The following is a 12,948-nucleotide window of genomic DNA, read 5'->3' as shown; positions in this document are numbered from 1 at the left end:
GGGCCGTGAGTATATTGAGGCATGCACAACCGCCGGGCCCTGAGGCCTTTCACCTCACTGCTTGCGCGGCTGCCCAGCCAGTGCGAGGTCTGCCGCGCCTGGCCCGCGCAGCGTGTGTGCGACGCCTGCGTGGCGCGCTTTGCACCGCCGACCGCACGCTGCGGGGGTTGCGCCCTGCCGATGCCCGAGGGCGTGGCCCGCTGCGGCGAATGCATCAAGCACCCGCCGCCGCTCGACGCTTGCCTGGCGGCCTGCACCTACGCGTGGCCGTGGCCCGACTGCATCGCCCAGTTCAAGTTTCGCGGCGAGGCAGGCTGGGCCGGCCCGCTGGCCACCCTGCTGCGCAGCGCGCCGTGGGTGGAGCCGGCGCTGGAGCAGTGCGACCTCGTGCTGCCGATGCCGCTGGCGCCTGGCCGACTGGGCGAGCGCGGCTTCAACCAGGCGCACGAGCTCGCGCGTCGGCTGGCACCGGCCAAGACTGACGCCACCCTGCTGCTGCGCACGCGCGACACGCCCGCGCAGAGCGGCCTGCCGCGCGCCGACCGGCTGCGCAACCTGCGCGGCGCCTTCGCCGTGGAGCCGCTGCGCGCCGACGGTCTGCAGGGACGGCGCGTGGTGCTGGTGGACGACGTGATGACCAGCGGCGCCTCGCTGTTCGCCGCGGCCGCCACCTTGCGCCTCGCGGGCGCGGCGCACATCATCGGCGTGGTGCTGGCGCGGACCGATCCGCCGCGCTGAACCCGCCGGCGGCGCCCGCGACAATCGGCGCATGTTCCATATCGTCCTGGTCCACCCCGAAATTCCGCCGAACACCGGCAACGTGATCCGGCTCGCGGCCAACACCGGCTGCACGCTGCACCTGGTGGAGCCGCTCGGCTTTTCGATGGACGACCGCCTGCTGCGCCGCGCCGGGCTCGACTACCACGAGTACGCCGAAGTGAAGCGCCACGCCGACTGGGCCGCGCTGCTTGCCACGCAGCAACCGCCGCTCGACCGCATGTTCGCGCTGACCACGCGCGGCACCCGCGCCGTGCACGACGCGCACTTCCAGCCCGGCGACTGGCTGGTGTTCGGCTCGGAAACCGCCGGCCTGCCGCCGCCGATTCGCGACGGCTTTGCCGAGCCGCAGCGTCTGCGGCTGCCGATGCGCGCCGGCCAGCGCAGCCTGAATCTGTCGAACGCGGTGGCGGTCACGGTGTTCGAGGCCTGGCGGCAAAACGGTTTCGCCTGACGGCCATTCAGCCCCTCACGCGACAGGGGCACATCCGATCAGCGCTGCGCAGCGTATGGGAAGACATGTCGGTGATTCGCACCGGCATCCGTCCCCTCAACGCTGACTGCCAAGGAGTCCCGCCATGCACACCACTTTGCGCCTCATCACGATCGCCGCCCTCGCCTTCACCGGCGGCGCCCACGCCTTCCAGGGCGAGCAGAACCCGCTCCCGCCCGCGCCCTTCCAGTCGTCGCTGACGCGCGCCCAGGTCCAGGCACAAGCCATGCAACCGCTGCAGATCAGCAATGGCGGCACCGGCGTGGCGCGCCCGACCTCGGGCAACGTCGACCGCGCGACGGTGCGCGCGAGCGCCGTCGGCATCACCCGACAGGGCGCGGCCACCTACGGCGAGGTCACCGACCGCCGGATGTAAAGAGAAGAAGAGAAGAAAAAACCGCTCAGGGAAAACGGCGCACCACCGACTCGGCGACGCACGCCGGCTTGGCGGCGCCTTCGAGTTCGATGGTGGTTTCCCAGGTCATCTGCAGGCCGTCGTTGGGAATCGGCTCGGCGCTCAACAGCTTCATGCGTGCGCGCAGGCGCTGGCCCACGGGCACCGGCGACATGAAGCGCACGCGGTTCAGGCCGTAGTTCACGCCCATGCGCGACTCGACCACGTCGATGGCCGTCTCGAAGAATTTCGGCAGCAGCGACAGCGTGAGAAACCCGTGCGCAATCGGCGCGCCGAAGGGGCCCGACTTGGCCCGCTCCACATCGACGTGGATCCACTGGTGGTCGCCGGTCGCCTCGGCGAACTGGTTCACCTGCTGCTGCGTCACGGAAATCCAGTCGCTCACGGCGACTTCCTGGCCGACGCAGGCGGCGAGATCCTGAAGGGTCTGGAATGTCTTTTTGGTCATGCGGGGCATTCTGGTGCCAAGGGCTCAAGGGTGGCTGTCGGACTTGCGACAACCGGGAATCGGGGAAATCCGGGGGCCCGTTCAGGCGTCGAGCCATTCGCAGATCGGCTGCCACTGTTCCAGGTCGCGCTGCACGCGGCCCGGCGCGATGTCGAACAGCGTGAGCCCGCGCGCCGCCAGCTGCACGTAGTTCTGCGTGTCGCGCAGCTCGCCCAGCACGGGCACGCCGAGGCCGGCAATGAACTCGTGCAGCCGGTCGGCCGCCAGCGTGCGGGCGTTCACGCGCATGCCGACGAGGCCGATGCGGGTCTTTTCGGCGCGGCGGCTTTCCATCAGGCGGTCGAGGAAATCGCGCGTGGCGTAGATGTCGAAGATGCTCGGCTGCAGCGGCACGATCACGCGGTCGGCCAGCGCCAGCACCTCCTTGAAGCGCCAGCCGTGCAGGCCGGCTGGCGTGTCGAGCACCGCATGCGTGGTGCCACGTGGCGGGCGCACCACGGTGCTCTCGCCGGTGGCTCCCCAGGTGGCGATGGGGCGGGCCTGCGGCGGGCGCAGACCGAGCCACAGCCGCGAGGACTGCTGGCGGTCCACGTCGCCGAGCATCACGGCATGGCCGCGGCTCGCGAAATAGCCCGCGATGTTCGTTGCAATCGTCGACTTGCCCACGCCACCCTTGGGATTGGCGACCAGAACCACCGGCATGAGGATCTCCTCCAGAACTGGGACAGGGTGGGATGGTAGTCGCCCCGGGGTGCGCGTCGGCGGCGGCGGGCCGTCTGCGTTATGTTCGCCACATGACGACAACAACATCCTCGGAGAACCCCGCTGGCGCCGCGAAAGCGGCCGGCAGCATCTATGTGCTGGCGGCCCACCCGCACTGGCGCGACTCGCGCGTGAACCGCCGCTTGTTCGCCGCGGCACAGCGCGTGCCCGGCGTCGACGCGAACGACCTCTACGGCAGCTACCCCGATTTCGCCATCGACGTCGACGTCGAACGCGAGCGCCTCGCCCGTGCGGACCTGGTGGTGCTGCTGCATCCGATCCAGTGGTACTCGATGCCGCCACTGCAGAAGCTCTGGCTCGACGACGTGCTCGGCTACGGCTGGGCCTACGGCCCCGGCGGCACCGCCCTGCAGGGCAAGGACTGCTGGCTGGTCGCCACCACCGGCGGCCCCGAGCCGAGCTACCACCCGCAAAGCTACAACCGCTATTTCTTCGACGCCTTCCTGCCGCCCTACGAGCAGACCGCCGCGCTGTGCGGCATGCGCTTTTTGCCGCCGCTGCTGCTGCATGGCGCGCGCCGCGCCAGCGAGGCCGAGGTGGCCGCGCATGTCGAGATGTTCGTGCAGCGCCTGGAGAGCTACCCGGTCTGGCCCGAGATGGACGAGCTCGACGCCTGCATCGCCTGCCCGGTGCCCGCGACCGACCGACCGACCGAATCGGACGACGTGAACAAGCTGGTGGCCGGCGCCTTCCACAACGCGATGACGCACGGCCTGGCCGTCGCCAACGGCAGCACCAGCACCAACAACAAGGCGGCCTGAGCATGGAACACGCACCCGCCTGGCTGACCAGCAGCCTGATCTACCTGGGCGCCGCCGTGCTGGTGGTGCCGCTGTCGAAGTTCCTCGGGCTCGGTTCGATCATCGGCTACCTCGTGGCCGGCATCGCCATCGGCCCCTGGGGACTGGGCCTCGTGTCCAGCGTCGAAGACGTGCTGCATTTCGCCGAGTTCGGCGTGGTGCTGATGCTGTTCCTCGTGGGCCTCGAGCTCGAGCCCAAACGCCTGTGGAGCCTGCGCCGCCCGATCTTCGGCTGGGGTTCGGCGCAAGTGCTCAGCTGCGCGGCGGTGCTGTTCGCCGCCGGCTGCGCCGTGGGTGCACCGTGGCGCGTGGCGCTGGTGGCCGCGCTCGGGCTGGCGCTGTCGTCCACCGCCATCGCGCTGCAGGTGTTCGGCGAACGCAACCTGCTGAAGACGCCCAGCGGCCAGGCCGGCTTCTCGATCCTGTTGTTCCAGGACGTGGCCGCGATCCCGATCCTTGCGCTGCTGCCGCTGCTGGCCGGCGCCACGGCGGCCGAGCAGTCCATCAGCGGGCTGGACCGCGCGCTCGAGGCGCTGAAGATCGTCGGCGTGATCGCCGGCATCATCCTCGGCGGCCGGCTGCTCTTGCGCCCGATCCTGCGCTGGATCGCGCGCAGCGACACGCCCGAGATCTTCACCGCCGCCGCCCTGCTGCTGGTGGTCGCCATCGCGGCGCTGATGCAGTTCGTCGGCCTGTCGATGGCGCTGGGCGCCTTCCTGGCCGGCGTGCTGCTGGCCGAGAGCGAATACCGGCGCGAGCTCGAGACCGACATCGAGCCCTTCAAGGGCCTGCTGCTCGGGCTGTTCTTCATCGCGGTGGGCATGTCGATCAACTTCGGCGTGCTGGTGGCCAACCCCTGGGTCATGGCCATGCTGGTGCTGAGCTTCCTGGCGATCAAGCTGGTCGTGATCTACGCGCTGGCCAAGGCCATGGGCCTGGCCTACCAGGAGCGGCCGGTGTTCACGCTGCTGCTGGCACAGGGCGGCGAGTTCGCCTTCGTGGTGTTCCAGGCCGCCGGGCCCGACGTGCTGCCGCCGCAGACCACCTCGCTGCTGATCGGCGCGGTCGCGCTGTCGATGCTGCTGTCACCGCTGCTACTGGTGCTGCTCGACAAGTTCGTGCTGCCGCGCTACAGCCGCACGGGCGGGCCGCAGCTCGACGAAATTTCGGAGCAGCAGGACGCCAAGGTGCTAATCTGCGGCTTCGGCCGCTACGGCCAGATCGTCGGGCGCCTGCTGATGTCGCAAGGCCTGCAGGTGACGGTGCTCGACCACGACGCCGACACCGTCGAAGGCCTGCGTCAGTTCGGCTTTCGCGTGTTCTACGGCGACGCCACGCGGCTCGACCTGCTGCGCACCGCGGGCGCGGGCACGGCGCGCGCCATCGTGGTGGCGGTGGACGACATCGAGCAGTCGCTCGACATCGTCGACCTGGTGCGCGAGAACTTCCCGCAGGCGCGCATCGTGGCCCGCGCGCGCAACGTGACGCACCTGTTCCAGCTGCGCGACCGCGGCGTGCAGGACATCGAGCGCGAGGTGTTCGAGTCGTCGCTGCGCAGCGGCCGTTCGACGCTGGAGGCGCTGGGCTGGCCGGCGGCCGAGGCGCGCGAGGCGTCGATGCGTTTCCGCCAGCGAAACCTCAAGCTCAGCGACGAGATCTACCCGCACTACAAGGACCGCGCCAAGCTGATCGCCGCCAACAAGGCAGGCCGCCAGCAGTTCGAGGAACAAATGGCGCGCGAGCGCGAAGAACGCAAGCTGCGTTCGGGCCAGGACTGGGACCGGCTCGGCGAAGACGAGCCGGGCGACGCGAAGGCGCCTTGAGGCCGGAAGTCAGACCGGCACGGTCAGGTACACGCCCTCGCGGCCGATCACCGGCGCGCGGGTCGGCATGAAGATCGTGCAGCCGTCGCAGGGCGAGCGGATCTCGCGCCCGGCCTGCACCGCGATCAGCGCGCCCTGGTCGAAGGTCTCGAAGCCGAGCACGGGCCGCACGAAAGCGAAGTCGTCCGAGGTGACTATGTGGACCTCGAGCAGCCGGAAGCGGCGTGCGGACACCGCCACGCGCGGCACCGGATCGATGAGCCCGAGGTGCGCCAGAAAGCGCAGCGACACGTCGGTGGCCAGGTCGGCGGCCGACTGCGCGAAGTGCTGGCCGCATTCGACCACCACCGCACCGCCGTCGATGCCCGGCTCGCCGTGGCGGCCGTACGCCGTCACACCCGTGCCGGGCGCGGCGCCGACAGGCATCACGAGGTGCACCGGCGGACCGCCCACAGCCTGCGCCAGACCTGCATTGCGCTCGAATTCCGGGTAGACCCAGAAGGGCTGCACGGGCGCGCGCGTGGAATGGATGTCCAGCACGTAGTCGGCCGCGTCGAGCACCGGCCGCAGTTCGCGCGCGCGGCGCAGCTCGGGGCTGTGCTCGGTGCCGTCGAGCAGCGCGGGCGACCAGATGCGGTTCAGGTTGTGCACCAGCTGGCGGTTCTCGTAGGGCCGTTCGATGTCGAAGGCCTCGTAGGCCTCGACGTTCGCGAAGCTCACGGTGAGCGTGCCGATCTTCGGGCGCACGCCGCCGTCGAGCAGGTGCGTGGCCGCGACCATGCCGCAGATCTCGTTGCCGTGCGTGAGCGCGTTGACGAGCACGTGCGGGCCGGGCTTGCCCGACGCGAAGCGGTGCACGTAGTCGATGCCGGTGTTGCCTTGCCGGTAGGCCGAGAGGTCGCGCGGCAGCACCTCGAGCGGTGCGGTGTCGGGTGCAAAGTCGGGCGTGAGGGTCGGCAGTGTCTGCGTCATGAAACCAGCCGCCCGCTCACTCGCCCCGGATGCCGGCGCGCTTGACCATCTCGCCGTACAGCGCGAGCCGCTCCGACATCATGGCCGTGAACTGCGCGGGCGACTGCGCCTCGGGCGCGAGCGAGCCGCGTGCCACCAGCCCCTCGACCATCGCCGGCTGCTCGGCCACCGAGCGCACGGCCTTGTGCAGCGCGGCGATGACTTCGGGCGGCGTCTTCGCGGGCGCGGCCAGGCCGATCCACGAGGTGGTGTTCAGCACCGGATAGCCCAGTTCGGTGAAGGTCGGCACGTCGGGCAGCGCCGCGACGCGCGTGGGCGAGGCCACGGCCAGCGCGCGCAACTTGCCGGCCTGGATGTGCGGCAGGAAGGGCGCGAGGTTGTCCAGGCCGAACTGCACTTCGTTCGAGATCAGCGCGGTCACCAGCGGGCCGCCGCCGCGGTAGGGCACGTGCGTGGCGTTGAGCTGCAGCTGCGACTTCATCAGCTCGACGTTGAGCTGGCCCATGCTGCCCGGCCCGGCGCTGCAGAAGTTGAGCTCGCCCGGGCGCGACTTCACCAGCGCCACGAACTCCTTGAAGGTCTTGGCGGGCACGGCCGGGTTCACCAGCAGCACATTGATGGAGCGCGCGAGCTGGCTGATCGACAGGAAATCCTTGATCGGGTCGTAGCCCGGGTTGGCCTGCGTCAGCGGATTGGCCAGGTGCGAGCTCTGCGACGACACCACGAGCGTGTAGCCGTCGGGCTTGGCACGCGCCACCTGCGCGCTGGCGATGGAACCACCGGCACCGGCGCGGTTGTCGATGACCACCGGCGTGCCCAGCGCCTTCGACAGCGGCTCGGCGTACAGCCGCGCGATCAGGTCGACCGAGCCACCGGCCGGAAACGGCACCACCAGCGTGACCGGGCGGGACGGAAAGGCCTGCGCACGCGCGGACAGCGGCAGCAGCGCCGCCGTCAGGCCGGCGCCGAGGATCTCGCGCCGGCGGAGGGCGGGCACAGCGGGGGTGGTGGTGCGCATGGCAATGTCTTTCTGCAGAAGAAGCGGGCAATCGGGCGGACAGGTCCGGCCGAAATCGTGCATTCATTTTTGCAAGGCGGCTCTATTTTTGCAATACTCGTTGCAAACATGAGGTTTCTCCGATGCCGCACGCAGACAGCCCCGCCGCTCCCAGCCTGAACCAGCGCATCTCGGGCTACGGCAAGAAGCTCACGAAGAGCGAACAACGACTCATCGAAGAGTTGCAGGCGCATCACCCGCAGGGGCTGCTCGAATCTGCAACGAGCCTTGCAAGAAAGGTGGGCACCAGCGCCTCGACCGTGGTGCGGCTGCTCGCCAAGCTGGGCTACACGAGCTACGCGCAGGCGCAGATGGAAGCGCGCGCCGAAGTCACCGCCCTGCTCGCTTCGCCCGCCACGCGCGCCGACGCGGTCATCGGCGACGACACCTCGGTGCGCAGTTGCCTGGACAACGCGCTGCTGCACGACCAGCACAACCTCGCCGCCACCTTCGCGGCGCTCGACGTGGTCGCGTTCGAGGCCGCGGTGAAGCTGCTCACGCAGCGCAAGGTGCGCGTGCATGTGCTCGGCCAACGGCACGGCGTGCCGCTGGCCAGCCACCTGGCGCTGCACCTGAACCTGTGCCTGCCCGATGTGCGGCTGCTGGGCGGCGCGGGCCCGCTGCCGCTCGAAGACCAGCTGCTGCGCATCGACGAACACGACCTGCTGCTCACGCCCACCTTTCGCCGCCATTCGCTCGCCATCGCGCGCACGGCGGCGTACTTCCGCGAGCGGGGTGCGAAGGTCGTCATGGTCACCGACAGCCCCACGGCGCCCGCCGCGGCCTCGGCCGATCATTTGCTGCTGGTGCGCACCTCCAGCGCGTCGCCGTTCGATTCGTACACGGCGGCGCTGTCGGTCTGCAATGCGTTGATCACCGCGGTGGCGCAACGCCGAAAGAAAGAACTGGCCGTTGCGTTCGAACGCGGCGCGCCGCTGTGGGAGCCGCAGTGGAACGACGCGGCGCCCCGCGCCGCCTGAACCTCAGGCCGCCGGGGTCTCGAGCTTCAACAACCGCACCGCGTTGCCCTTCAAGATGCCGGGCATCACCTCGGGCTTGAAGCCGGCCGCTTCGAAGTCACGCATCCAGCGGTCGGGCGTGATCAGCGGGTAGTCGCTGCCGAACAGGATGCGGTCCTTCAGCAGCGTGTTGGCGTACTGCACCAGCTGCTTCGGAAAGTACTTGGGGCTCCAGCCCGACAGGTCGATCCACACGTTGGGCTTGTGCGTGGCCACGCTCAGCGCCTCGTCCTGCCAGGGAAAGCTGGGGTGCGCCATGACGATCTGCATGTCGGGAAAGTCGATGGCCACGTCGTCCAGGTGCATCGGATTGCTGTACTCCAGCCGCAGGCCGCCGCCGCAGCGCATGCCCGAGCCGATGCCGCTGTGGCCGGTGTGGAAGATGGCCGGCAGCTTGTACTCGGCGATCACCTCGTAGATCGGCCAGGCCATGCGGTCGTAGGGATGAAAGCCCTGCACGGTCGGGTGGAACTTGAAGCCCTTCACGCCGTGCGCCTCGATGAGCCGCCGCGCCTCGCGTGCACCCATCTTTCCCTTGTGCGGATCGATGCTGCCGAAGGCAATCATGATGTCGCTGTTCTGCGCCGCGGCCTCGGCGATCTCTTCGTTCGGGATGCGCCGGCGGCCCATGTTCGATTCCGCGTCGACCATGAACATCACCAGCCCGATCTTCCTTTCACGGTAGTACGCCACGCTCTCGGCGATGGTGGGGCGCCCGCTCGAGCCGAAGTACTTGTCGGCGGCGCGGTCGTATTCCTCGCCGTAGTTGTCGAAAGGGTTCCAGCAGCTCACTTCGGCGTGGGTGTGGATGTCGATCGCAATCAGGTTCCGTGGGTCCATGTCGTTGTCTCCGGTTCGGGTAAATCCCTAGGATTCGGGAGGCTCCAATGCCTTGAATTGATTATTTCTCATAACCATAATCCAACGCAACCCCGGACACCCTCATGACCCATCCAGACCTCCACCTCGACATCCGCGACGACGTCGCCATCGTTCGTCTCACGCGCGGCGCCAAGCGCAACGCGCTGTCCGACGGCCTGATCCTCGCGCTGCGCAACACCTTCGAGACGCTGCCCGCCACCGTGCGCGCGGCCGTGCTCGACGGCGAGGGCCCGCATTTCTGCGCCGGCCTGGACCTGAGCGAGCTCAAGGAGCGCGACGCCGGCCAGGGCATGCAGCACTCGCGCCTGTGGCACAGCGCACTCGACCTGATCCAGCACGGCCCGGTGCCGGTGGTGGCGGCGCTGCACGGCGCGGTGGTCGGCGGCGGGCTCGAGCTGGCGACCGCCTGCCACATCCGCGTGGCCGACCGCTCCACCTTCTACGCACTGCCCGAGGGCTCGCGCGGCATCTTCGTGGGCGGCGGCGGCTCGGTGCGCATCCCCAAGCTGATCGGCGTGGCCCGCATGACCGACATGATGATGACCGGCCGCGTCTACAACGCCGAAGACGGCGAGCGCGCCAACTTCGCGCAGTACCTGGTCGACGAAGGCACCGCTTTCGACAAGGCCTTCGAGCTCGCCAAGCGCATCGCCACCAACGCGCCGCTCACCAACTACGCGCTGATGCACGCCCTGCCGCGCATCTCCGAGCAGTCGGCCGACCACGGCTTCTTCACCGAGGCGCTGATGTCGGGCATCGTCCAGGCCGCGCCCGAAGCGAAGGAACGCGTGCGCGACTTCCTCGAAGGCCGCGGCGCGAAGGTGAGCAAGGGATGACCGCCGTCCGCTACCGCCCGCTGGCCTTCGGCGTGACGCGCGCGCTGCTGCGCGACGGCGCGCCGGGCACGCGCTACCTCACGGCCGAGACGCCGCTGCAGGCCTACCGCGAACGCATGACCGACCGGCTCGCGCACTGGGCGCAGCTGGCGCCCGAGCGCACCTTCATCGCGCGCCGCGAACGGCTGGCCGACGGCCGCACCGGCGACTGGCTGCGCGTGAGCTATGCGCAGGCGCTGGAAGAAGCGCGCGGTATCGGACAAGCCCTGCTCGATCGCGGCCTGAACGCCGAGCGCCCGGTCGCGATCCTCAGCGAGAACGGCATCGAGCACGCGCTGCTCGCGCTGGGCTGCCTCTACGCCGGCGTGCCCTACTGCCCGGTGTCGCCGCCCTACTCGATCGTGAGCCAGGACTTCGACAAGCTGCGCCACGTGTTCGACACGCTCACGCCGGGCCTGGTGTTCGCTTCCGACGCCGCGCGCTTCGCCCGCGCCATCGAGGCCACCGTGCCCGCCGGCACCGAGGTCGTGCTCGCCGAAGGCACGCTCGCGGGCCGCGCCACCACGCGCTTCGACGTGCTCGCCGCCACGCCGGCCACGCCCGCCATCGACGCGGCGATGCAGGCCACCGGGCCCGACACCATCACCAAGTTTCTCTTCACCTCGGGCTCGACCAAGATGCCCAAGGCGGTGATCAACACGCACCGCATGTGGTGCGCCAACCAGCAGCAGCTGCGCCAGTCGATTCCCGCTTTGGGCGACGAGCCGCCGGTGCTGGTCGACTGGCTGCCCTGGAACCACACCTTCGGCGGCAATCACAACGTGGGCATCGTTCTGGACAACGGCGGCACGCTGTACATCGACGACGGCAAGCCCACGCCCGCCGGCATGGCTGAGACGCTGCGCAACCTGCGCGAGATCGCGCCCACCATTTACTTCAACGTGCCGACCGGCTTCGAGGCGATCGCGAACGCGATGGAAAGCGACGCCGTGCTGCGCCGCAACCTGCTGTCGCGCGTGAAGATGTTCTTCTACTCCGGCGCCGCGCTCGCGCAGCCCGTGTGGGACAGCCTGCACCGCACGCAGGAAGCGGAAGTCGGCGAGCGCATCGTGATGGGCACCGGCCTGGGCATGACCGAGTCGGGCCCCTTCGCGCTGTACGTGACCGGCCCCGACGTGAAGTCGGGCGACGTGGGCCTGCCCGCTGCCGGCATCGAGCTCAAGCTGATCGAGGTCGACGGCAAGACCGAGGTGCGCTACCGCGGCCCCAACATCACGCCCGGCTACTGGCGCGCGCCCGAGGCCACGGCGGAGGCCTTCGACGACGAAGGCTTCTTCTCGACCGGCGACGCGGTGAAGTGGATCGCTGACGACGACATCCACCGCGGCCTGCGCTTCGACGGCCGCATCGCCGAAGACTTCAAGCTCGCCACCGGCACCTTCGTGAGCGTGGGCCCGCTGCGCGCGAAGATCATCGCGGCCGGCTCGCCTTATGTGCAGGACGCGGTGCTGACTGGCATCAACCTGAAGGAAGTCGGCGCGCTGATCTTCCCGACGCAGAAGGTGCGGCAACTCGCCGGTCTGCCCGCCGACGCGACGATGCAGCAGGTGCTCGAAAGCGTGCCCGTGCAGGCGCACTTCCAACAGGTGGCCAACGACCTGGCCGCCATGGGCACCGGCAGCGCCAACCGCATCGCGCGACTGCACCTGATGGCCGAGCCGCCGTCGATCGACCGCGGCGAAGTGACCGACAAGGGCTCGATCAACCAGCGCGCCGTGCTCAAGCACCGCGCCGCGCTGGCCGATGCGCTGCACGCCGACACGCTGCCTTTCACGCTCAAGCCCCGCTAACCCCATTCAGGAGACACACCCATGAAGATCGAAGGACAAGCCGCACTCGTCACCGGCGGGGCCTCGGGCCTCGGCGAAGCCACCGCGCGCGAACTCGCGCGCCTGGGCGCCAAGGTCGCGGTGCTCGACCGCAACGCCGCGCTCGCCGAAAAGGTGGCTGCCGACATCGGCGGCGTCGCCTGCGTCTGCGACATCACCGACACCGACAGCGTGAACGCCGCGCTCGACAAGGCAGCTGCCGCACACGGCCCCGCGCGCATCCTGATGAACGTCGCCGGCATCGGCAGCGCCAAGCGCATCGTCGGCAAGGACGGCAACCCGGCGCCGCTCGAAGACTTCGTGCGCGTGGTCAACATCAACCTGATCGGCGGCTACAACATGGCGCGCCTGTTCGCCGCGCGCTGCGCGAAGCTCGATGCGCTCGACAACGGCGAGAAGGGCGTGATGCTCTTCACCGCCTCGGTCGCGGCCTTCGACGGCCAGGTGGGCCAGCAGGCCTACAGCGCGTCGAAGGGCGGCCTCGTCGGCATGACCCTGCCGATGGCGCGCGACCTCGCGCAGCACGCCATCCGCGTGTGCACCGTGGCGCCCGGTCTCTTTGCCACGCCGCTGCTGCTGGAACTGCCCGAGGCCGTGCAGCACTCGCTGGCCGCGTCGATCCCGTTCCCGCCACGCCTGGGCAAGCCTTCGGAGTTCGCCGAGCTGGCCTGCCACATCGTGACGAACGGCCATCTCAACGGCGAAGTGATTCGCCTCGACGGCGCCCTCCGAATGGCGCCGCGCTGATCCCAGC

Annotated in this window: 14 protein-coding genes; 9 read left to right on the top strand and 5 right to left on the bottom strand. The window is 69.5% G+C overall.

The window, feature by feature from the left end; translation table 11 throughout:
- The first annotated feature begins 21 nt into the window (after positions 1–21).
- The 3 genes from CY658_RS02545 (at position 22) to CY658_RS02535 (ending at position 1,646) form a co-directional block, all read left to right on the top strand.
- Entirely contained in the window at positions 22–738 is a 717-nt protein-coding gene (locus tag CY658_RS02545; protein ID WP_101488725.1) for a ComF family protein, read from the top strand.
- Between the two features lie 31 nt (positions 739–769).
- Positions 770–1,231 carry a tRNA (uridine(34)/cytosine(34)/5-carboxymethylaminomethyluridine(34)-2'-O)-methyltransferase TrmL gene (gene trmL, locus CY658_RS02540; RefSeq protein WP_101488724.1) on the top strand — a complete coding sequence of 154 codons (462 nt, stop codon included), beginning with the start codon at positions 770–772 and terminating at the stop codon, positions 1,229–1,231.
- Positions 1,232–1,355: 124 nt separating this feature from the next.
- Positions 1,356–1,646, top strand: coding sequence for a DUF4148 domain-containing protein (locus CY658_RS02535; protein WP_101488723.1), 291 nt, complete (start codon positions 1,356–1,358; stop codon positions 1,644–1,646).
- A gap of 25 nt (positions 1,647–1,671) precedes the next feature.
- Here the strand turns inward: CY658_RS02535 and CY658_RS02530 are convergent, their stop codons facing one another.
- Together CY658_RS02530 and CY658_RS02525 are read right to left on the bottom strand one after the other, a co-directional pair.
- Positions 1,672–2,142, bottom strand: coding sequence for a MaoC family dehydratase (locus tag CY658_RS02530; protein WP_099792714.1), 471 nt, complete (start codon positions 2,140–2,142; stop codon positions 1,672–1,674).
- 72 nt (positions 2,143–2,214) lie between these two features.
- A complete protein-coding gene (locus CY658_RS02525) occupies positions 2,215–2,835 on the bottom strand; it encodes a ParA family protein (RefSeq protein WP_101488722.1) in 621 nt (206 codons plus the stop codon).
- Between the two features lie 92 nt (positions 2,836–2,927).
- Between CY658_RS02525 and kefF the strand changes: the two genes are divergently transcribed.
- Both kefF and kefC read left to right on the top strand, forming a co-directional pair.
- Positions 2,928–3,677, top strand: a complete 750-nt coding sequence (gene kefF / locus CY658_RS02520) for a glutathione-regulated potassium-efflux system oxidoreductase KefF (RefSeq protein WP_101488721.1) — start codon at positions 2,928–2,930, stop codon at positions 3,675–3,677.
- Positions 3,678–3,679: 2 nt separating this feature from the next.
- Positions 3,680–5,539, top strand: coding sequence for a glutathione-regulated potassium-efflux system protein KefC (gene kefC, locus CY658_RS02515; RefSeq protein ID WP_101488720.1), 1,860 nt, complete (start codon positions 3,680–3,682; stop codon positions 5,537–5,539).
- A 9-nt stretch (positions 5,540–5,548) separates the two neighbouring features.
- Here the strand turns inward: kefC and CY658_RS02510 are convergent, their stop codons facing one another.
- Positions 5,549–6,511: a succinylglutamate desuccinylase/aspartoacylase domain-containing protein gene (locus CY658_RS02510; RefSeq protein ID WP_101488719.1), complete on the bottom strand. Its 963-nt coding sequence runs from the start codon at positions 6,509–6,511 to the stop codon at positions 5,549–5,551.
- A gap of 16 nt (positions 6,512–6,527) precedes the next feature.
- Positions 6,528–7,529, bottom strand: a complete 1,002-nt coding sequence (locus CY658_RS02505) for a Bug family tripartite tricarboxylate transporter substrate binding protein (protein ID WP_101488718.1) — start codon at positions 7,527–7,529, stop codon at positions 6,528–6,530.
- Positions 7,530–7,651: 122 nt separating this feature from the next.
- Here CY658_RS02505 and CY658_RS02500 point away from each other — a divergent pair, with 122 nt between their 5' ends.
- Complete coding sequence (locus CY658_RS02500; protein ID WP_101488717.1) at positions 7,652–8,548, top strand: MurR/RpiR family transcriptional regulator; 897 nt, start codon at positions 7,652–7,654, stop codon at positions 8,546–8,548.
- 3 nt (positions 8,549–8,551) lie between these two features.
- Here the strand turns inward: CY658_RS02500 and CY658_RS02495 are convergent, their stop codons facing one another.
- Positions 8,552–9,427: an amidohydrolase family protein gene (locus CY658_RS02495; RefSeq protein WP_101488716.1), complete on the bottom strand. Its 876-nt coding sequence runs from the start codon at positions 9,425–9,427 to the stop codon at positions 8,552–8,554.
- 104 nt (positions 9,428–9,531) lie between these two features.
- Between CY658_RS02495 and CY658_RS02490 the strand changes: the two genes are divergently transcribed.
- The 3 genes from CY658_RS02490 to CY658_RS02480 are packed head-to-tail and all read left to right on the top strand — an operon-like array spanning position 9,532 to position 12,941.
- Entirely contained in the window at positions 9,532–10,305 is a 774-nt protein-coding gene (locus CY658_RS02490; protein WP_101488715.1) for a crotonase/enoyl-CoA hydratase family protein, read from the top strand.
- A complete protein-coding gene (locus CY658_RS02485) occupies positions 10,302–12,155 on the top strand; it encodes a feruloyl-CoA synthase (RefSeq protein ID WP_101488714.1) in 1,854 nt (617 codons plus the stop codon). Before CY658_RS02490 ends, CY658_RS02485 begins: the two co-directional genes overlap by 4 nt.
- A 21-nt stretch (positions 12,156–12,176) precedes the next feature.
- Positions 12,177–12,941, top strand: a complete 765-nt coding sequence (locus CY658_RS02480) for an SDR family NAD(P)-dependent oxidoreductase (protein ID WP_101488713.1) — start codon at positions 12,177–12,179, stop codon at positions 12,939–12,941.
- Positions 12,942–12,948: the final 7 nt, after the last annotated feature.

Origin of the sequence: Variovorax sp. RO1, assembly GCF_002849325.1 — a bacterium.
Taxonomy (GTDB): Bacteria; Pseudomonadota; Gammaproteobacteria; order Burkholderiales; family Burkholderiaceae_C; genus Variovorax.
The sequence above is the reverse complement of the archived record's forward strand: the minus strand, read 5'-3'. Positions and strand labels throughout refer to the sequence as shown.

Excerpts from the sequence above, each read along its gene's own strand:
- CY658_RS02525 (WP_101488722.1), bottom strand. The coding sequence starts at position 2,835 with ATGCCGGTGGTTCTGGTCGCCAATCCCAAGGGTGGCGTGGGCAAGTCG.
- CY658_RS02485 (WP_101488714.1), top strand. The coding sequence starts at position 10,302 with ATGACCGCCGTCCGCTACCGCCCGCTGGCCTTCGGCGTGACGCGCGCG.
- kefC (WP_101488720.1), top strand. The coding sequence starts at position 3,680 with ATGGAACACGCACCCGCCTGGCTGACCAGCAGCCTGATCTACCTGGGC.
- trmL (WP_101488724.1), top strand. The coding sequence starts at position 770 with ATGTTCCATATCGTCCTGGTCCACCCCGAAATTCCGCCGAACACCGGC.
- CY658_RS02510 (WP_101488719.1), bottom strand. The coding sequence starts at position 6,511 with ATGACGCAGACACTGCCGACCCTCACGCCCGACTTTGCACCCGACACC.
- CY658_RS02490 (WP_101488715.1), top strand. The coding sequence starts at position 9,532 with ATGACCCATCCAGACCTCCACCTCGACATCCGCGACGACGTCGCCATC.
- kefF (WP_101488721.1), top strand. The coding sequence starts at position 2,928 with ATGACGACAACAACATCCTCGGAGAACCCCGCTGGCGCCGCGAAAGCG.
- CY658_RS02545 (WP_101488725.1), top strand. The coding sequence starts at position 22 with ATGCACAACCGCCGGGCCCTGAGGCCTTTCACCTCACTGCTTGCGCGG.
- CY658_RS02530 (WP_099792714.1), bottom strand. The coding sequence starts at position 2,142 with ATGCCCCGCATGACCAAAAAGACATTCCAGACCCTTCAGGATCTCGCC.
- CY658_RS02505 (WP_101488718.1), bottom strand. The coding sequence starts at position 7,529 with ATGCGCACCACCACCCCCGCTGTGCCCGCCCTCCGCCGGCGCGAGATC.
- CY658_RS02535 (WP_101488723.1), top strand. The coding sequence starts at position 1,356 with ATGCACACCACTTTGCGCCTCATCACGATCGCCGCCCTCGCCTTCACC.
- CY658_RS02480 (WP_101488713.1), top strand. The coding sequence starts at position 12,177 with ATGAAGATCGAAGGACAAGCCGCACTCGTCACCGGCGGGGCCTCGGGC.
- CY658_RS02495 (WP_101488716.1), bottom strand. The coding sequence starts at position 9,427 with ATGGACCCACGGAACCTGATTGCGATCGACATCCACACCCACGCCGAA.
- CY658_RS02500 (WP_101488717.1), top strand. The coding sequence starts at position 7,652 with ATGCCGCACGCAGACAGCCCCGCCGCTCCCAGCCTGAACCAGCGCATC.